The organism is Mesorhizobium sp. B2-7-3 (assembly GCF_006440715.1).
Classification (GTDB): Bacteria; Pseudomonadota; Alphaproteobacteria; order Rhizobiales; family Rhizobiaceae; genus Mesorhizobium; species Mesorhizobium australicum.
On record NZ_VFTY01000014.1, the window covers coordinates 1 to 18,817 of the forward strand.

At 63.1% G+C, this 18,817-nt stretch carries 20 protein-coding genes; 12 read left to right on the forward strand and 8 right to left on the reverse strand.

What is annotated here, in order from left to right; translation table 11 throughout:
• The first annotated feature begins 337 nt into the window (after positions 1 to 337).
• The 4 genes from FJW04_RS26055 to FJW04_RS26070 all read left to right on the forward strand — a co-directional run bounded on the left by FJW04_RS26055 (position 338) and on the right by FJW04_RS26070 (position 4,096).
• Complete coding sequence (locus tag FJW04_RS26055; RefSeq protein ID WP_015318427.1) at positions 338 to 559, forward strand: hypothetical protein; 222 nt, start codon at positions 338 to 340, stop codon at positions 557 to 559.
• A 200-nt stretch (positions 560 to 759) separates the two neighbouring features.
• The gene (locus tag FJW04_RS26060) at positions 760 to 1,548 is read left to right on the forward strand and encodes a GGDEF domain-containing protein (protein ID WP_015318426.1); all 789 of its coding nucleotides are present in this window, start codon (positions 760 to 762) and stop codon (positions 1,546 to 1,548) included.
• A gap of 280 nt (positions 1,549 to 1,828) precedes the next feature.
• Positions 1,829 to 2,716 (forward strand): glycosyltransferase, encoded by an 888-nt coding sequence (locus FJW04_RS26065; RefSeq protein ID WP_246674020.1) that lies wholly within the window; start codon positions 1,829 to 1,831, stop codon positions 2,714 to 2,716.
• A 153-nt stretch (positions 2,717 to 2,869) separates the two neighbouring features.
• On the forward strand, positions 2,870 to 4,096 hold the full coding sequence (locus tag FJW04_RS26070; protein ID WP_140717569.1) for an anion transporter: 1,227 nt from the start codon (positions 2,870 to 2,872) through the stop codon (positions 4,094 to 4,096).
• A 3-nt stretch (positions 4,097 to 4,099) separates the two neighbouring features.
• Here the strand turns inward: FJW04_RS26070 and FJW04_RS26075 are convergent, their stop codons facing one another.
• Positions 4,100 to 4,687, reverse strand: a complete 588-nt coding sequence (locus tag FJW04_RS26075; RefSeq protein WP_181173057.1) for a TetR/AcrR family transcriptional regulator — start codon at positions 4,685 to 4,687, stop codon at positions 4,100 to 4,102.
• A gap of 84 nt (positions 4,688 to 4,771) precedes the next feature.
• Here FJW04_RS26075 and FJW04_RS26080 point away from each other — a divergent pair, with 84 nt between their 5' ends.
• Entirely contained in the window at positions 4,772 to 5,668 is an 897-nt protein-coding gene (locus FJW04_RS26080; RefSeq protein WP_140717573.1) for a crotonase/enoyl-CoA hydratase family protein, read from the forward strand.
• On the opposite strand, the gene FJW04_RS26085 is transcribed toward FJW04_RS26080, so the two are convergent.
• The 5 genes from FJW04_RS26085 to FJW04_RS26105 form a co-directional block, all read right to left on the reverse strand.
• Positions 5,614 to 5,934: a cupredoxin family copper-binding protein gene (locus FJW04_RS26085; RefSeq protein WP_181173058.1), complete on the reverse strand. Its 321-nt coding sequence runs from the start codon at positions 5,932 to 5,934 to the stop codon at positions 5,614 to 5,616. The two genes, FJW04_RS26080 and FJW04_RS26085, sit on opposite strands and share 55 nt — an antisense overlap.
• Positions 5,931 to 6,455 carry a DUF4142 domain-containing protein gene (locus FJW04_RS26090; protein WP_015318420.1) on the reverse strand — a complete coding sequence of 175 codons (525 nt, stop codon included), beginning with the start codon at positions 6,453 to 6,455 and terminating at the stop codon, positions 5,931 to 5,933. The genes FJW04_RS26085 and FJW04_RS26090 overlap by 4 nt, the downstream gene beginning before the upstream one ends.
• A 106-nt stretch (positions 6,456 to 6,561) precedes the next feature.
• On the reverse strand, positions 6,562 to 7,248 hold the full coding sequence (locus tag FJW04_RS26095) for an RNA polymerase sigma factor (protein WP_181173059.1): 687 nt from the start codon (positions 7,246 to 7,248) through the stop codon (positions 6,562 to 6,564).
• An 89-nt stretch (positions 7,249 to 7,337) separates the two neighbouring features.
• On the reverse strand, positions 7,338 to 8,417 hold the full coding sequence (locus FJW04_RS26100) for an HPP family protein (RefSeq protein WP_140717575.1): 1,080 nt from the start codon (positions 8,415 to 8,417) through the stop codon (positions 7,338 to 7,340).
• Positions 8,418 to 8,624: 207 nt separating this feature from the next.
• Positions 8,625 to 9,812: a cystathionine beta-lyase gene (locus tag FJW04_RS26105; RefSeq protein ID WP_140717577.1), complete on the reverse strand. Its 1,188-nt coding sequence runs from the start codon at positions 9,810 to 9,812 to the stop codon at positions 8,625 to 8,627.
• 342 nt (positions 9,813 to 10,154) lie between these two features.
• Between FJW04_RS26105 and FJW04_RS26110 the strand changes: the two genes are divergently transcribed.
• The 7 genes from FJW04_RS26110 (at position 10,155) to FJW04_RS26140 (ending at position 17,139) form a co-directional block, all read left to right on the forward strand.
• Positions 10,155 to 10,790, forward strand: coding sequence for a DUF1326 domain-containing protein (locus FJW04_RS26110; RefSeq protein WP_023773469.1), 636 nt, complete (start codon positions 10,155 to 10,157; stop codon positions 10,788 to 10,790).
• Positions 10,791 to 10,799: 9 nt separating this feature from the next.
• Positions 10,800 to 11,651, forward strand: a complete 852-nt coding sequence (locus tag FJW04_RS26115) for a DUF2182 domain-containing protein (protein WP_140717579.1) — start codon at positions 10,800 to 10,802, stop codon at positions 11,649 to 11,651.
• Between the two features lie 434 nt (positions 11,652 to 12,085).
• Positions 12,086 to 13,114, forward strand: a complete 1,029-nt coding sequence (locus tag FJW04_RS26120; RefSeq protein WP_015318414.1) for an amino acid ABC transporter substrate-binding protein — start codon at positions 12,086 to 12,088, stop codon at positions 13,112 to 13,114.
• 62 nt (positions 13,115 to 13,176) lie between these two features.
• Positions 13,177 to 14,364 carry an amino acid ABC transporter permease gene (locus FJW04_RS26125; RefSeq protein WP_140717581.1) on the forward strand — a complete coding sequence of 396 codons (1,188 nt, stop codon included), beginning with the start codon at positions 13,177 to 13,179 and terminating at the stop codon, positions 14,362 to 14,364.
• 4 nt (positions 14,365 to 14,368) lie between these two features.
• On the forward strand, positions 14,369 to 15,526 hold the full coding sequence (locus FJW04_RS26130; protein ID WP_140717583.1) for an amino acid ABC transporter permease: 1,158 nt from the start codon (positions 14,369 to 14,371) through the stop codon (positions 15,524 to 15,526).
• Between the two features lie 25 nt (positions 15,527 to 15,551).
• On the forward strand, positions 15,552 to 16,355 hold the full coding sequence (locus FJW04_RS26135) for an amino acid ABC transporter ATP-binding protein (protein ID WP_010915400.1): 804 nt from the start codon (positions 15,552 to 15,554) through the stop codon (positions 16,353 to 16,355).
• 118 nt (positions 16,356 to 16,473) lie between these two features.
• A complete protein-coding gene (locus FJW04_RS26140; RefSeq protein WP_140717585.1) occupies positions 16,474 to 17,139 on the forward strand; it encodes a TIGR02117 family protein in 666 nt (221 codons plus the stop codon).
• Positions 17,140 to 17,157: 18 nt separating this feature from the next.
• Here the strand turns inward: FJW04_RS26140 and FJW04_RS26145 are convergent, their stop codons facing one another.
• Both FJW04_RS26145 and FJW04_RS26150 read right to left on the reverse strand, forming a co-directional pair.
• Complete coding sequence (locus FJW04_RS26145) at positions 17,158 to 18,396, reverse strand: FAD-dependent monooxygenase (protein WP_140717587.1); 1,239 nt, start codon at positions 18,394 to 18,396, stop codon at positions 17,158 to 17,160.
• 10 nt (positions 18,397 to 18,406) lie between these two features.
• Entirely contained in the window at positions 18,407 to 18,652 is a 246-nt protein-coding gene (locus FJW04_RS26150; protein ID WP_015318409.1) for a zinc-finger domain-containing protein, read from the reverse strand.
• Positions 18,653 to 18,817: the final 165 nt, after the last annotated feature.

Sequence of the window (18,817 nt, forward strand, 5' to 3'; positions counted from 1 at the left end):
TTGCTCTCCTTGCAAAGGGCCGAAAGTGTAACCCATCTATCCGGAATGAACTGTCACCCATCTCTCGGGAAGGGCATCAATGGCTTATGTTGCATGCCCTCACGCGGTCGCGCGATCCTACCCCTGCCTGCCAGTGCTGCCACGCCGCTTACCGGAAGCCGGAACAGAGTTCGGCCCGCGCAGGGCTCTGGAATTATTTCGTGATCTGGCCCTGTTGGAACCTTGGCCAAGACTACGCGTTCGGGGCCTTGTATTCGTGGAGCCTCATAAAGGCACTATGCGGGCAAGCGAACGGGTGGGCAAAACAAGCGCGGGTTGGGGGAGGAGAAACAAGGCTATGTCGAAACGTGAAATTGGAACGTCCCCTGCCTTGGGGCGGCGTATCGCCGATCTCAGGGCTCGAATGCAAGACGCCGAAATTTCCGGCCATGAAATGAAAACCTTTCACAAGGTGGCCGCCATCATGGGATCTGGCGACGGTTCCTTGCAACTGGATGCCGACGACCTGATCGCGGCATCCTTCGTCGCCGAAGCGGTTGGGCCGGCGCCCAGCCGCTGACTTCGGAATTTCCCTTGTCCGAAATCCGGTGAGCAAATCGCGTCCTCCATTGGGGCACGGCCGCCTGTTGGGCGATCGTGCTCCAGCGCCCGGCCCCTGATCTCGTCTCGTCGTCACCTGATCTCGAATTGAAAGGAAAGTCTTATCATTTTGTTTGCGTTGGCACGTCATAGTAGGGACGGCTAACGGAGTGAAAAGGGATGAAGCTGGACCTGTCGCCCACCAGCTGGGGCAGGGTGATGGCCGTCACCGCCGCCGGCACGGCATTCTTCATTGCCGTGGCGTTTTTCGTCGATTCGTTCAATTTCCCGTATCTTTCGCCCGAGTCTGTCTGGCGCGCTAAGCTGACCGACCTTCTGCTGCCCTTGGTGCTCGGCGGCTCGTTTCTGTTTTTCCTGACGTGGAAGATCCGCCAGCTGGCGATAGCCCAGCGCGACCTCAGCGTCATTGCCGCGACGGACAGCCTGACGGCGGTGCTGAACCGCGGCGCCTTCTCGATGCTGGTCGAGGCCTATCTCGAACAGACCCGCAAGCAGGAAGAGACCCGTACCGGCGCGCTGCTGATCATCGATGCCGACCACTTCAAGTCGATCAACGACCGCCTCGGCCATGATTGCGGCGACCAGGCGCTTAAACTGATCGCGCAGGCGATCAAGGGCCAGCTGCGCGGCACCGATATCGTCGGCCGGATCGGCGGCGAGGAGTTCGGCGTGTTCCTTCCCGGCGTCGACCCCTCGCAATCCTGGCTGGTTGCCGAAGGCATCCGCCGACGGATACGCGAAATGGACTTTTCGCCCGATGGGCGGTCCTGTCCGCTTTCCGTCAGCATCGGCGGCACCAGCTTCAGCGGGCCGACCACCTACGAGGCAATATTCTCCGCCGCCGACAGACGGCTTTATGCCGCCAAGTCGAATGGACGCGATCAGGTCAGCTTCGATCCGGCGGAAGCCGCTCTAGTGTCTCCGCTCAGCGCCGCCACCGTCCACTGAGGGCAGCCTCGCAGCCGGCTGGCACGACCGCTTCCTTGACGCATACCTGTCTGTGTGCTTCCTCCGCGCAAGTGATGTATGGAGCATCGCCAGAACCACTCCTGCTTCTTGAGTCCCTCGATCGTGCGGTTCGCGGGTACGGCACGGCCCGGGGATGCAGGGAATTGAATGGCCAAACGCCCCGGGCCCGGTAAGCACCGCGATCATGATCCACTTATTCAACGGCTTTCAGAATCCGTTTGGCGGCAGTGAGCGCGAAACCCTGGAGTTGTATCGGCTGTTGAGTGCCGACTCGCAGGTGCGCCTCTGGGCGACCTCGTCGCGCGTATCCGAAGACCTGATGCAGGAATTTCCGATACGCCGCGTCTCGCCGGCAACACGCAATGTGCCGGCTGGCGGCACCTATGTCTTTCTCGGTGCGCATTGGCGCAACAAGATGTGGCCTTATCTGATCCCGCGACCGCGCCGGCTGATCTATGTCTTCAACACCTTTCATCCCAAGATCATCGCCCTGACGACGCACAGGCCGCGCCTGCTGGGTTGGCCCGGTGCCGAACTGGTGCTGATCTCCGACTTTCAAAAGCGCATGCTGCGGGTCGAGGGCGTCGTGCATCCGTCACCCATCGACATCGAGCGCTTCTCGCCACGGCAGGTAAGGCCAAACGGTCCGTTCACGGTGGGGCGACTGAGCCGCGATACGGCGGACAAGCATCATGCCGACGATGTGGCGCTGTATGAGGCATTGCTGGCCGACGGCGACGCGGTGCGGATTCAGGGCGGCATGCCGCTCAAGGACAGGCTTGCGCCGCATTCGCAACTCGAGCTCCTGCCGCAGGGTGAATTTGCCGCCGAACAGTTTCTGCCGACGCTCGACGTCTTCTATTATCGCACCGGCTCACATGTGGAGACGTTCGGCCGTGTGGTGTTCGAGGCGATGGCCTGCGGCCTGCCGGTCGTTTGCCATTCGCATGGCGGCTACGCCGATCATATCAGGCATGGCGAAAACGGTTTCCTGTTCGAAACGACGCAACAGGCAGCACGGATCCTGGCCGAACTTAAAGCCGACCCGGCACTGCGGGTGGCCGTCGGTCAGAAGGCGCGGCGAACTGTCGAGCAGCTGTTTTCGCCGCAGGCGGTTCAACAGCGGCTGGACTTCTATCGGCGTTAGCGGCGCCACGCCGTCCGGCTTTCCAGACACTCTCGGCCAGCAATCCACGTGCCCCGTTTGGCATCGATCCCGACATCGCGCTAAAGCTGGCATCACGTGAATCGCGGGGCGGCCGGCATCGGCGCGCAGACAGATCGAGCAGGGCTTCTACCGATGACATTGACGGGCGCCGCGGCACTGCTGATCCTGATCTTGACTTATGCCGGCGTCGCAATCGGCCGGATACCTGGCTTGCGGCTCGACCGGGCAGGTATCGCGCTGCTCGGCGGCGCGGCCATGATCGCCATCGGCGCGCTCAGCATGGAGGATGCCTACCGGGCCATAAATTTCGACACCATCACGCTTCTGCTCGGCATGATGATCGTCGTGGCGCATCTGAAGGTGTCGGGTGCCTTTCGCGGTCTTGGCGCCATCGCCATCGAGCACGCGCATGCACCGTTCATGCTGCTGGTGATGGTGACGCTCCTCACCGGCGTGCTGTCGGCCTTCCTGGTCAACGATGCCATCTGCCTGGTCATGGCGCCGATCGTCGTCCACGTTACCCGCGTCATCAACCGCAACCCGATCCCCTATCTGATCGCCACCGCCACCGCTTCGAACTGCGGCAGCGTCGCCACCATCACTGGCAATCCGCAGAACATGGTCATCGGCGCGCTGTCGGGCATTTCCTATCCGGCCTTTTCGGCGGCGCTCGCGCCGGTCGCCTTGTTAGGCCTTGTCGCGGTCATCGTCATCGTGCGCATCGTCTACCGCGCCGAATTCACCCGCAACGGCGAACTGACGCCACACATCTCGCGCGGCCGCATGCATCGCGGCCAGGTGCTGAAGGCGGTGGTCGTCTGCGTCGGGCTGGCGATCGCCTTCTTCGCCGGTGTTCCCGTAGCCAAGGCGGCGCTCATCGGCGGCGCCATCCTGCTGCTGACCCGCGCCATCAAGCCATCGCGCATCTACCGCGAGATCGACGGACCGCTGCTGTTCATGTTCGCGGGCCTGTTCGTGGTGGTTGCCGGCGCGGAAAAGACGCTGCTGACACCTGACATGATCGCCTCGGCTAAGAACATCGGGCTCGACAATGCCTGGAGGCTGTCGGGTTTCACCGCGGTGTTGTCCAACGTCATGAGCAATGTTCCGGCCGTGCTGGCGCTCAGGCCTTTCATACCCGGCCTGGAAAACCCCGAGCGCGCCTGGCTGGTCGTGGCCATGAGCTCGACGCTCGCCGGTAACTTCACGTTGCTCGGCTCGGTCGCCAATCTGATCGTCGCCGAGCAGTCCAAGGCCGCAGGCACGCCGTTGTCTTTCGGCGCCTTCTTCAAGGTCGGCCTGCCGCTGACGTTGATTACGCTCTTGGCCGGTACGGGATGGCTGGCGTTCGGGGGGTAGCCCCTAGGCCTGGCTGCCCAACATTCGCGCCCTGACAAGCGTGGCCGCGGCTCGTCCGGCTGCTTCGACGTAGTCGGGGTTGCGATGGATGAGCATGATCGAAAAGCAGCCGTCGATCAGCAGCACGATCTCGCGCGCCAGCGCCCGCGGCCCCTCGACATGGTGGCCGGACAATTCTGCCGCCAGCCATGTCTCGAAATTGCTTTTGTGCCGCGCCCCGACCTTGACCGCCGGGTGCCCTGGCATCGAGGCAAGCTCCGCGGCGGTGCGCAGGAAGCCGCATCCCTTCCATTTCGGATGGCGCGTGGCCCGGGCCAGGTTGGCGAAGATGGCTTCGACCTTGCTGTCCACACCACCTTGTTCAGCCTCGAACCAGCCGGCCATCCGTTTCAGATTGGGCTGATCGCGGCCGTCGAGATAGGCTGCGATGAGGTCGTCCTTGCTCTTGAAGTGGTAATAGAGCGTCCGCTTCGTGAGACCTGCTTCCTCGGCGACGGCATCGACGCTGACACGGCCGATCCCCTCCGCGTAAAACAATCTGGTTGCTGCGTCGACAATGCGCTTGCGGGTAGGACTTTGTGCTTCGGGCATGGGTCTAAGTATACCGACTAGTGAATATACACAAGGCGCGAATGGCGTAACCTTCCATCTCGTCACCATGCTGGAGGAAGCCAGATGACCGATCTTGTCCTGAACGAAAACAGGGAAGGCGTTGCCGTCCTTTCCCTCAACCGCCCGGAAAAGCTGAACGCGTTGAACTATGCGCTGATCGATCGCCTGCTCGCGACACTCGATGACATTGAAGTCGACGACCGCATCCGCGCGGTCATTCTGACGGGCGCCGGCGAGCGGGCCTTCTCGGCGGGCGCCGACATAGAGGAGTTCTCGGCCAGCGTGGCGCTGGGCGCCGAGACGGCGCTGCGAGACTTCGTCATGCGGGGACAGCGGCTGACGGCAAGGCTGGAAGCCTTTCGCAAGCCTGTCATCGCAGCCGTCAACGGCCTCGCCTTCGGCGGCGGCTGCGAAATCACGGAAGCCGTGCCGCTTGCAATTGCCAGCGACCGCGCGCTGTTCGCCAAGCCGGAGATCACTCTGGCAATGCCGCCGACTTTCGGCGGAACGCAGCGCCTGCCCAGGCTCGCCGGGCGCAAGCGCGCGCTCGAACTGCTTTTGACCGGCGACTGGTTCCCGCCACAGCGGGCTCTTGACCTTGGCCTCGTCAATCAGGTGGTTCCGCATGACGATCTGATGCCGGCTGCGTTCAATCTGGCCAGGCGTATCCTTCGGCACTCCGGACTGGCAGCCGCGGGCATCCTCACGGCGGTAACGCGAGGGCTCAATCTGAGCATCGCCGAAGGCTTGCTGGTCGAGGCCGAGCAGTTCGCCCGTATGACCCCGACAGCCGATTTGCACGAGGCGCTAGATGCCTGGATCAGCAGGCACAGGCCTGGACACGACGGGTCCTGGACGCATGTCGCGCGGCCCGAGGAGGCAAGGCGGGCCTCCTCGGCCCTGGATCACGGCGCCACCAGCAAGCGTCCCTTCATATTGGGATGGAAGCGGCAGAAATAGTCGACCGTTTGCGCCGTCTTCAGCGTCATGCTTGCCGACTTCTTCGGCGGGATTATCACCTCCCAGCCGCCCTTCACGGTGGCCGTGTGGGCGATCACGTCCTTGTTCACCCACTCGATCGTGTCGCCGACCTTGGCATCGACGCTGGCCGGCGAAAAGACGAGCTTGTCGACGGTGACCTGGATGGTTGCCGCCGCTGCCGGCGCTGTGGATGCCAAAGCCAGCACGACCAGCCGCGCCAGAAGACCCAAGGCGCTCGTTTTCATTTCAGCATGCCGGCGACGTGTTCGGCATGCTGCTCATGGCCCTGGAAGATCTTGAGGCCGGTCTCGAGCAGGCTCTTCAACTCGGCATTGCTGGCCGACGGTATGAGCAGGGTTTCGAGCGCGCCATTGACCTGCTTGTGATAGGCGACCTCGTTTTCGATATAAGCCTTGTCGAAGGCCGCCCCTTTCAGCTTGGCGAGCTTGGCACGTTCCTCCTTCGCCGCCTTCGTCAGCGCCTGGCTGGTAGCGTTGTCCTCGGGCTTCACCTTGAGCTTCTTGACGAGATCGAGCGCCTGCTTGTTCACCGCTTCGTGGTCGCGCTCCATGTCCTTGGCGAAATCGACGACCTCCTTGCTCTTTGACTTCTTGATCGCCTGCTTGGCCGCCTCGATGTCGAGGACGCCTGCTGTATAGGCGATATGGGCGATCTGCGGGTCGGTCGGCTTGTCGGCGGCTTGCGAGACCGGGGCAGCGCCGACGAGAAGCAGGGCGGCAAGGGCGACGGTATATCGGGTGAACATGGCATCCTCCTTGGCCCGGCCGCGCGGAGGCGCCGGGCTCGAATTTGCAGTTGACGCTCATTGGATGCGGGGCGGGGAGAAACGTTCCCGGAAAATCAGGACGGCATCATTCGAAACCCAGCCGTCCCATTACCGCCTGGGTCAGTCGCTCGCAGCGCCGACCCGCGAAGGGGAAGGCATCGAGCAGCACAGGGCCGATTTCATCGTCCAGCGCCTTGCGCAACAGGGCGCGCGCCCGGTGCAGCCTCGTCTTGACGGTCTCTGGCCGCACGCCAAGCAAATCGGCGGTTTCCTCCATGCTCAGGCCCTCGATGACGCGGGCGACGAAGACCATGCGGTAGATGTCGGGCAGGCTGTCGGTCGCCCGTTCGACAAGTGCGAGAATCTGCCGCTGCGCCATCGTCCGCTCCGGATCGTCGTTGGATTTGAGGGGAAACCTGATTATCCGCGCTTCCGGATCGGCAGGCATTTCCACCGTGCGACGTCTCTTGCGCAGGCGGCCGAGCGCTTCGTTGATGACGATGCGCGACAGCCAGGTGGCGAGCGTGGATTGACCGCGAAACGCCGCCAGGCTGGCGAAGGCGCTGACATAGGCCTCCTGGACGACGTCCTCGGCTTCGGCGTCGTTGCGCAGAATGCCGCGCGCGATGCGGTAGAGCCGCTGGTTGTGTACCTTTATGATGGCGCGAAAAGCATCCGGGTCGCGGGTCAGCGCGCGGTGGACGAGCTGCATGTCGCCGGAAGGGCTTTCGGCAACCGCGGGCACCGTGGCGGGCATTGGCTGCTTGCTCATCGCGACCGGATCTCCTCGTGCAAATGCTGCACATTGGATGCGCCTGCCGGCAAAAGGTTCCCGGACCAGAGGGATCCGGGACCGGTATTCTAGGCTGCCGCCAATCCCTTGTCTGCCCTCTGCACGCGTGCGGCGGCCGCCAAGAGGTCGGTCTGCGTGATCAGGCCGAGAATGCGCCGCTCGCCATCGACGATGACCACGGCATGGCTGCGGCCGTCGGTCAGCGCCGGAAGCAGGCTCATCGCCGGCGTCGCGGGCGAGGCGGTGCCGGCTTTTGCCATGACGCTCTTCACCGAGTCGGTGGCTTTCGTCAGCTCGCGCAGGCCGACGGCGCCAACCAGCCGGGCATCCGCGTCGACCACCGGCAAGGTGCGGATATTGTGATCGAGCAGCTGCTGGCGCGCCTCGTCGGCGGTGGCTTGCTCGAACACGGAAACCACGTCGCGCGACATGATGTCCTCGCACAGCAGCGTGCGGTGCGAGCGCACCATGGCCTGCAGTTCGACTTGTCTCAGCAACCGTTCGAGGTCGGCGCGGTCGATGTCGAAGGTCTCGTCCAGTGTGGTCAGCGCCGCGTCGATATCCTCGGGCCGGAAGCCGACGCGCTGCTGAGCCGGCGGATCGGCGGTGCCGTGGCTGTTGGCGGTTGGTGCCGCGACATGCGGGTAGTTGCGCCGCGCCAGCTTGTGGAAAAGGAAGCCCAGCGCCACCAGTATGGTCGAATTCAAGGCCACCGGCACGAACGGGAACAGGAAGCCCGCGCTGATGACGGCCGGGCCGCCGAGCACCGCCGTCAGCGCGGCGGCGCCGCCTGGCGGATGAAGACAGCGCGTGAACGACATCGCGGCGATGGCGAGCGCCACCGCGAGCCCTGAGGCCATCACCGGATCATGGATGAAATGCGCCACGGTCACGCCGACCAGCGCCGATATGGAATTTCCGCCGATGATCGACCAGGGTTGCGCCAACGGGCTGGCCGGTACGGCGAACAGAAGCACGGCGGATGCGCCCATCGGCGCGACCAGCAGGGCCACATGCGGGCCGCCGCCCATCGCCAGCCCGCTGATCACGCCCGTCAGCGCGATGCCGATCGTGGCGCCGATACACGCCAGGATGCGTTCGCGCAGCGTGGCGCCGGCGAGGATGGGGACAAAAAGACGAAAGGCCATTGGAAAACTTTGCGAGGACTGAATCTGTCGAGGATGCGTGCGGCACGCAATGCAGCCGAATTCGCCGATTTGAAAGTCAAACAAATCCGTAAAGTCATGACGTAGGAGAATAATATTGCGCACCGATCTTCGCCGGAGTGCTGGCAGCGCCTCGCGCTTTGTCATCAGCGTCAAGGGCTTGCGGCCCTTTGCTGACTCTGTTTGAGGTCAGCCTGCGCGCGCCGCTGCCGCAAGCCCGCCCCGGATGTCGGTTTTCAAGTCGTCGACATCCTCGAGGCCGATCTGCAGTCGTATCAGCGGACCTTCATAAGTGCCTTTCGCAACGACGCGGTCGCCAAGCCAGACCGGCACCGCGAGGCTCTCATAGCCTCCCCAGGAGTAGCCGAGACCGAAGATCCGCAGTGCGTCGAGGAAAGCGTGCTGCTCCTGCTGGCCACCACCGGCCAGCACGATCGAAAAGATGCCGCTCGAACCGCGGAAGTCGCGCTTCCAGAGGTCGTGGTCCGGATGGCTGGGAAGGGCAGGGTGGAGCACGCGCGCCACGCCTTTTTCGCCTTCGAGCCACGAGGCGATGGCAAGTGCGCTGCGCTGGTGACGGTCCAGCCGCACACCCATCGTGCGCAGGCCGCGCAGCACCTGGTAGACGTCGTCGGGTCCAGCACAGCAGCCAAGCGTGCAAAAGCTCTCGTAGAGTTGCGTCCAGCAGGCCTCATTGGCTGAGACAGTGCCGAGCAGCACGTCGGAATGGCCCGCCGGATATTTCGTCGCCGCATGGATCGAGATGTCGACGCCATGGTCGAGTGGCCGGAAATAGAGCGGCGTCGCCCATGTGTTGTCCATCATCACGATGGCGCCGGCCGCGTGCGCCGCCTTGGCGATCGCCGGGATGTCCTGCACCTCGAACGTGTTGGAGGCCGGCGATTCGGTGAACACCACTCTGGTGTTCGGCTTGATCAACGCCGCGATGCCCGCGCCGATATTGGGAGCATAATATTCGACCTCGACGCCGAGCCGCTTCAGCATCGTGTCGGCGAAGTTTCTCGTGGGATGATAGACGGAATCGACGATCAGCAGATGGTCGCCCGCCGATACGAAGGCGAGCAGCGGCACGGTCACCGCCGCCAGGCCCGACGGCACCGCGATCGTGCCGGCCGAGCCTTCCAGCGCGTCAATGGCATGCGCAAGAGCGTCCGTCGTCGGTGTGCCGCGCGTGCCGTAAGTGTACTTCTGGCTGCGTGCGGCCATCGCGGCGGCATTTGGGAACAGCACGGTCGAGGCATGCACGACCGGCGGGTTGACGAAGCCGAAATAGTCATGCGGGTTGTTGCCCGAATGGGCGAGCCGCGTGTTGATGCCCATCGTGCCGGAACCCTGCTCGCTGCCGTCTTTCGCCATTCTTGGTCGCCTTGTTTAACAAGGCGCTAGCCATAATGCGGCGTCGTGGACCGTGCAACAGCCCACCGTTCGCCAGGAATGGACTTTGAATACGCCAATTCCTGGTCCGGAAGACAGCCCGCGATCTGATCCGGAATCGGACCAACCACGCGCGGCGGTGCCCTGTCGGAAGCTTGGTCGTCAGCTGGTGAACCTATTGTAGCCGGCTGTGAAAGGTATATGATAAATTTCTAATGTTAATCGCCGGATGCTTCAATCAGATGCTGCCGGATGGTTCTTGCCGGTTATCTCCTGATCCCCATCCGGGTATCCCGCTCAGCGAGCGGAAAGGGGAGGAATGTCATGCCTGACGTCAAATGGACGATGAAGGCGCGCGAATTCATCAACTGCAATTGCGCCTATGGCTGCCCGTGCCAGTTCAATGCCATGCCGACATACGGATTCTGCCAAGCCGTCGCCGGCATGGAGATTGAGACCGGGCACCACGGCGACACCAAGCTCGACGGGCTGCGCTTCGTCGGCATCTTCAGCTGGCCCGGCGCGATACACCAGGGCAGGGGCGAGGCCGCGGTGGTTATCGACGAGAGAGCCAGCGAAGCCCAGCGCGAAGCCCTGCTCCGCATACTGGGCGGTCAGGACACCGAACCAGGCGCGACAATATTCCAGGTCTTTTCGACCACCTTGGAGAAGTTCCACGATCCGATTTTCGCCGCGATCGATTTCGAGGTCGACGTCGATGGGCGAACCGGCCGGCTGCACGTCAAGGGCGTAACCGACGGCCGTGGTGAGCCGATCAAGAACCCGGTCACCGGCGCCGAGCACCGGGCGCGCATCGACCTGCCGCACGGCTTCGAATACGCCATCGCCGAGGTCGGGCGCGGCTGGACCAAGACGACGAGCCCGATCAAGTTCGAGGTGGCGGACACGCATAGCCATTTCGCCAACCTGCATCTCACGCAGAGCGGCATCGTGCATTGATCTGATCCAATGGGCGACACGGCTCTCGAGGCGGTGCTGCGGCGCGACCGCGCGGTCGTGACGGCCGCGCTTGCCGTCATTGCCGTGTTCGCCTGGGCCTATGTTCTTTGGCTGGCCGCCGACATGGGTAGCCCGGTGTCGGGCGGCGAGGCAGGCGACGTGGCCGGGATGGACATGGCGAGCATGAATATGGGCGGCATGGATATGGGCGCCGCCGTGGTGCCGGGTTTCCGGGCCTGGGCATCGGCCGATTTCGTCTTCACCTTCACGATGTGGGCCGTGATGATGGTCGGCATGATGACGCCGTCGGTCGCGCCGATGTTGCTGCTCTATGCCGGCGTCGGCCGCAAGGCGCTGGCGGACAGCCGGCCTATCGCTTCGACGGCATGGTTTTTTACCGGCTATCTCGTCGTCTGGGTCGTCTTCAGCATCGTGGCGACGGGTGCGCAATGGCTGCTCACTCGTTTCGCCTTGCTTGATCCCGCGATAGCGGCGCACAGCGCGGTCCTCGGCGGTGTCATTCTGATCGCCGCCGGCCTCTACCAATGGACACCGATCAAGGGCGTCTGCCTGCGCCAATGCCAGGCGCCGATCGCGTTCCTGGCCAGCCATGGCGGGTTCCGCACCACCGCGCTCGGCGCGCTTCGGCTTGGCATGGATCACGGCGCCTATTGTCTCGGCTGCTGCTGGGCACTGATGGCCCTGCTGTTCGTCGGTGGTGTCATGAACGTGCTGTGGATCGCCGGCATCGCCATCCTTGTTCTCCTGGAGAAGGTGGTCCCGGCCGGGCAATTGATCCCGCGCATCTCCGGTGCATTGATGGTCGCGGTCGGCCTCTGGCTGGGCCTTTCCGCGCTTTGAGACCGCGCGCCGATTTTGTCCACAAGCAATATCGACCGCCAATCATGGGTAATCGTCGGCCGAAGGTATTCCGTAACGTCAATGCATTTCGTGCCCGGGGGCAGTAACGCCGAGCTATTGCCCGGAACGGATTTTACAGCGCCGGCTCACATCTGCGTCAAATGAGCTTTGCCGATTCAGGTCGCGCTTCTGACGAGATCGCGTGCACGTTTGTCTGCAATTCAGGCATTTCAGGCAATCGATTTTCAAACCCGGTCGGATTCGGTCATTTTCCTTGACCTCACGGGAATTATCGCCTTCGATGCTGTTCGTGAATGGGAGGCGGCGCGTCGGTTTGCGATGCGGGGTTTCGGGAATGGGCCGGGATGGGAGCTGCGTTCACAAGGGAAAAAAATCAGGGTTTGCCTGAAAAAACAGAAAAGGGTCTGTGGGTTATGAAACACATTGCTATCGGCATTCTTGGCGCCGCCACGCTCGGACTGATGGCGTCGGCCGCGTCGGCCGGCACGCTCGACACCGTCAAGGCGAAGGGCTTCATCCAGTGCGGCGTCTCGACCGGTCTGGCCGGCTTCTCCGCGCCGGACGACAAGGGCGACTGGCAAGGCATCGACGCTGATTTCTGTCGCGCGGTTGCCGCCGCCGTTTTCGGTGATGGCACCAAGGTCAAGTTCACGCCGCTCAGCGCCAAGGAACGCTTCACCGCGCTGCAGTCCGGCGAGGTCGACATCCTCTCGCGCAACACCACCTGGACGATCAACCGCGATACCGCGCTCGGCCTGAATTTCATCGGCACGACCTACTATGACGGCCAGGGCTTCATGATCAACGCCAAGAAGCTGCCGGGCGTCAATTCGGCGCTGCAGCTTTCGGGCGCCGCCGTCTGCGTGCAGAGCGGCACGACGACCGAGCTCAACCTCGCCGACTACTTCAAGGCGAACAAGATGGAGTACAATCCCGTCGTCTTCGAGAAGCTCGAAGAGGTCAATGCCGCTTATGATGCCGGCCGTTGCGACGTCTACACAACCGACCAGTCGGGCCTTTACGGCATTCGCTTGACGCTCGGCTCGCCGGCCGATCACGTCGTGCTGCCCGAGATCATCTCGAAAGAGCCGCTCGGACCTGCCGTTCGCCAGGGCGACGACCAGTGGTACCACATCGTCAAGTGGACCTATTTCGCTCTGCTCGACGCCGAGGAGCTCGGCATCACCAAGGCCAATGTCGACGAGATGAAAAACTCCGCCAGCCCGGAGATCAAGCGTGTGCTCGGCCAGGAAGCAGACACCAAGATCGGCACCGACCTCGGCGTCTCCAACGACTGGGTCGTCAACATCGTCAAGGCCACCGGCAACTACGGCGAAATGTTCGACCGCAATGTCGGCTCCGGCAGCCCGCTCAAGATTGCGCGTGGCATCAATGCGCTATGGACCAAGGGCGGCCTGCAATACGCGCCGCCGATCCGCTGATCGAAATGTGATCCGGAAGGCAGGCTCCTGCCTTCCGGTTTCTCTTTCACAGGGGACGTGACATGGCATCGCAGGAAATCCTACGCGAGGAGCCGAGCCGCGGCTCCTTCGTCAATGACCCGAGAATTCGCAGTCTCTTCTTTCAGACGCTGGTGGTCATCGTTCTGTTCGGGTCCGTCTGGTGGATCGTGCAGAACGTCATCGACAATCTGCAGCGCCTGCACATCGCCTCCGGCTTCGGCTTCCTCAAGGGGCGCGCCGGCTTCGATATCTCGGACACGCCGATCGCCTATACGTCGGACTCGACCTATGGCCGCGCCATCGTCGTCGGCCTGATCAACACCATCATCGTTGCCGTCGCCGGCATCATCACCGCCACCATCATCGGCTTCGTCATCGGCATCGGCCGCCTGTCGCAGAACTGGCTGATCCAGAAGATCTGCACGGTCTATGTCGAGATCTTCCGCAACATCCCACCGCTGCTGGTCATCTTCTTCTGGTATTCCGGCGTGCTCGCCGTGCTGCCGGCGCCGCGCGATTCCTATCATCTGCCCTTCGGCTCGTTCCTCAACCAGCGCGGCTTCTATTTTCCGCGCCCGGTCTGGGGCGACGGCTCCTGGCTGATCCTGGTCGCCCTTGTCGTGGGCATCGCAATGTCATGGTTCGTTGCCCGCAGGGCGCGTCAGCGGCAGATGGCGACGGGCCAGCAATTTCCGGTGTTCTGGACCTCCGCCGCGCTGATCATCGGCCTGCCGCTGCTGGCTTACGTGCTGAGCGGCTTTCCCCTGAGCTTTGACTTGCCCAAACAATCGACCTTCAACCTGACCGGCGGCTTCCAGGTCAAACCGGAGTTCCTTTCGCTCTATCTGGCGCTGTCCTGCTACACGGCGGCCTTCATCGCCGAAATCGTGCGCGCCGGCATCAGGGGCGTCAGCAAGGGCCAGACCGAGGCGGCGGCCGCACTTGGGCTGCGATCCAGTTCGATCCTGCGGCTGGTCGTGGTGCCGCAGGCCATGCGCATCGTCATCCCGCCGCTGACCAGCCAGTATCTCAACCTGACCAAGAACTCCTCGCTGGCGATCGCCATCGGTTATCCCGATTTGACGGCAACGGCCGGCACGGTTCTGAACCAGACCGGACAAGCGGTCGAGGGCGTGCTGATCATGATGATCGCCTATCTCATACTCAGCCTGGTGACCTCGGCCGTCATGAACGTGGTCAACGCCAGGATGGCGCTGGTGGAGAGGTAGGACCATGCAGGAACACGATCTGTCCTGGGTGCGCGCCGAAATGGCGCTGGCGCAGCCCGCGCCGGCGAGCGTCAGCGGCCCCGTCGCCTGGGTGCGCAAGAACCTGGTCGGCTCGGTCGGCGACACCATCCTCACCATCCTCGGCATCGCCATCGTCGCCTGGGTTCTGCCGCAGGTCATCAACTGGGCGTTCATCAACGCACAGTGGACGGGACCGGACCGCACGGTCTGCGCCACCGTCGCGCAAGGCGGCATTCAGCCCGATGGCTGGAGCGGTGCCTGCTGGGCTTTCGTCAATGCCAAGTTCGGCCAGTTCATGTTCGGCACCTATCCGGTCGAGGAGCGCTGGCGGCCGATCCTGGTCGCCATCCTGTTCGTGGCGCTGCTGGTGCCGATGCTGATGCCGCGTGTGCCGCGAAAGGGGTTGAACGCGATCCTGCTTTTCCTGGTGCTGCCGATCGTTTCCTTCTTCCTGCTGGTCGGCGGCGTATTCGGCCTGCCGCATGTCGAAACCTCGCGCTGGGGCGGGCTGCTGATCACGCTGAGTCTGTCCTTCGTCGGCATCGCCGTATCGCTGCCGCTGGGCACCGTGCTGGCGCTCGGGCGGCGCTCGAAGATGCCGATCATCAAGATGCTGTGCATTATCTTCATCGAAGCCGTGCGCGGCATACCGCTGATCACCGTCCTGTTTTTCGTCAGCGTCATGCTGCCGCTGTTCCTGCCGGCCGGCGTCACTTTCGACAAGTATCTGAGGGCGCTGATCGGCGTGTCGCTGTTTGCGGCGGCTTATATGGCCGAAGTGGTGCGCGGCGGCCTGCAGGCGATCCCCAAGGGCCAGTATGAAGGCGCCGATTCGCTCGGCCTCGGCTATTGGCAGAAGATGAGCTTGATCGTGTTGCCGCAGGCGCTGAAGCTGGTCATACCCGGTATCGTCAACACCTTCATCGGCATGTTCAAGGACACCAGCCTGGTCCTCATCATCTCGATGTTCGACCTGCTCGGCATCGTCAAGCAGAACTTCTCCGACGCCAACTGGGCCACGGCGCAGACCGCGAAATCCGGTCTTGTGTTCGCCGCCTTCGTCTTCTGGCTGTTCTGCTTCGGCATGTCGCGCTATTCAATGTACACGGAACGCCGGCTCGACACCGGCTACAAACGCTAAACAAAAGAACAAGGGGATCCCAGCCATGGCCACCGAAAATGCCGTCAGCGCGGAAGAGATCAAGGTCAACGCCGCCAAGATGCATATCTCGACCACCGATGTCGCCATCGACATCATCGCCATGCATAAATGGTACGGCGAGTTCCATGTGCTGAAGGACATCAATCTGAAGGTGATGCGCGGCGAGCGCATCGTCATTTGCGGACCGTCCGGGTCGGGCAAGTCGACCATGATCCGCTGCATCAACCGGCTGGAAGAGCACCAGAAGGGCAAGATCATCGTCGACGGCAAGGAACTCACCAACGATCTAAAAAAGATCGACGAGGTGCGCCGCGAGGTCGGCATGGTGTTCCAGCACTTCAACCTGTTCCCGCATCTGACCATCCTCGAGAATTGCACGCTGGCGCCGATCTGGGTGCGCAAGACGCCGAAGAAGCAGGCCGAGGAAATCGCCATGCATTTCCTCAAGCGCGTGAAGATCCCCGAGCAGGCCAACAAATATCCGGGCCAGCTTTCCGGCGGCCAGCAGCAGCGCGTGGCGATCGCCCGCTCGCTGTGCATGAACCCGCGCATCATGCTGTTCGACGAGCCGACCTCAGCGCTCGATCCGGAAATGATCAAGGAAGTGCTGGAAACCATGGTGGGGCTGGCCGAGGAAGGCATGACCATGCTGTGCGTCACCCACGAGATGGGCTTTGCACGGAAAGTCGCCAACCGGGTGATCTTCATGGATCAGGGCCAGATCGTCGAGCAGAACACGCCGGCCGAGTTCTTCGACCATCCCCGCCACGAACGCACGAAGCTGTTCCTGTCGCAGATCCTGCACTGAGCGGACTGACGCCAAGTCGAGAAAGCCCGGTCGCGCCACGGCCGGGCTTTTTAGTGTCTGGCCGATCCGATAAATGATCTTCTTCATTGAGCCGCGACGGAATCGCGAAGCCGCACCGATGAGAAAACTCCTGCGTTTCCTGGCCATTCTGGTTGCAGCACTGGTGCTCGCCGTGTCGCTCGGCACGCTGGTGCCGCGGCCGCTCTGGCCGGCAGCCGCAGCGGGCGAGGGCATCCGGCACATATTGGTGCTGAAAAATCCGATCCACACCGACATCGCCATTCCCGTGGACGACGAGGTGCGCCGGCGCTTTCGTTTCCTTGCCGATGCCGGCCTGCCATCGGACGCGCCCGAAGTGCGCTACCTCGTCTTCGGCTGGGGTGGGCGCGCCTTCTACCTGGAAACGCCGACATGGTCGCAATTGAAGGCGCTGCCCGCAATCAAGGCTTTGACGCTCGATGCGTCGGTGATGCATGTCGCCGTCGCTGGCAACATTCCCGAGCCGCACCCCGATGTCGCGGGCTTCGACGTGGGCGAAGACCGTTTTGCCGCATTGCTCGATTTCATCGAAGCGAGCTTTCAAGAGGGGCCGAACGGTCCGATCGTCATCGACAATGCCGCCTACTCCAATTTCGATCGCTTTTATGAGGCCAATGGCCGTTTCAACGCGCTGATCGGTTGCAACACCTGGACGGCGGCGGCACTGCGCACCGCCGGCCTGCGCACCGGCTGGTGGAACCCGCTGCCGGTTTCGCTTGGACTGTCGATGCGGCTGTATAATTAGCTTTGCCGCGGGCTCCTTTCAGCGACGGATGATCCGCTGCTGCTCCCACCCGTAAAGCCAGTCCAGATCGGCTGCGAGCTTCTCTCCCGGTCGCGCCGCCAGAAACAGATTGCGGGCCAACGCCACCGGGCCTCCGGCATGCCAGGCAAGCCGGTTGAGCGCGCCGCGACGGATGACCTTGGCGATGCGCGACCGCCGCAGGTTCTCCCAGATGACAAGGCTTTGCGTCAGGTCGCCGGAGAAGTCGGCGATCAAATCGGCAAGCGTCGCCGCGTCCTCGATCGCCATGGCCGCGCCCTGAGCCGCGAACGGCGTCATGGCATGCGCGGCGTCGCCGATCAGCGCGATGCCTTCGGGCATGGTCCAGCGTCGCTGCTCGACCGTGTGGATGGGGAAGGCGGTCCACGGGCCAGCGAGTTCCACCAACCGCGCCAGCGCCGGCGCGGAGCGGCGCATGGCGCCTGAAAGGATGGCGGGATCGGCGTGGCGTGACCACCCGTCGGCGATGCGCTCGCCCCGGGTGAAGGCGGCAAGGTTGAAGGCGCTACCCCTGCTGACGGGGTAGGCGACCATGTGGAATCCGGGGTGCAGGAAGGTGGTGACGCAGTCGGTGGCGCCGATCGCGGCGAAGGCTCGCCCCGCCTCGTTGTCTGCGCTCACCGTCGCCCGCCAGGCCAGTTCGCCGGAGAAATGGCTGTTCGCCAAGCCGGCTCCGCTGCCTGGACCCGCAAACCTCCGCACCGCTGACCAGACGCCATCGGCGCCGACCAGCAGAGATCCTTGGGTATCGATGACCTTGCGGCCGACCCCGTCTGTCGTGGTGATAACGAATGAACCGGAGGCCACGCTGCTGATCTGCGCGCCGGTGGTGAGATGGATGTCGGGCAGTTGCGCAACGCGCGCCATCAGGGCGTCTTGCAGATCCGCCCGGTGCGCCACGAGATAGGGTGCGCCCCAGCGTTCCTCGCCGGCTGTGCCAAGCGGCACGCGTGCCAGTTGGCGCAGGCTCGCGGCGTCCTTCAGCACCACGGCTTCCGGCTGGACGGCATTGGCAAGAAGCATGTCGAGCACGCCAAGCTGGCGAAGTATGCGCGTCGCGTTAGGAGAGAACTGGATGCCTGCGCCCGCCGCTTCGAGACGCTGCGCCTGTTCGAACACCCTCACGGAATAGCCGCGTTCGGCAAAGGCAATCGCCGCTGTCAGCCCGGCGATGCCAGCCCCGGCGATCATGACCTGCCGGGACCGCGTCTCGCTCATGATCGGAAGGTCAGGCGGCCTGGTCGATGTAGAGGCAGCCCGCCGGCAGCGTTTCGGTCGCCTTCAGCTTCGGCGAATAGCGATAGAGGGTCGAGCAGTAGGGGCAGACTTTCTCATTGTCGTCGCCCATGTCGAGAAAAACATGCGGATGGTCGAAAGGCGGGTTGGCGCCCGTGCACATGAATTCCTTGACTCCGATGTCGATCGCCGGATGGCCCGCATCGTTCTGGAAATGGGGAATGGAACCGCCTGCCATCGTCGTCTCCTTAACGCAGTCTCTCTGCATCTGGATCATATCAAGTCTGTTTGCAAGTTCGATGAAATCAAACTGTCGCAAAAGCCTGTCAGAGAACTGTCGCAAAAGCCTGCCACAGGATAAGTTAAGCCGGTTAACCGGCTGAGGCGCGCGGAAGAGCAGGAA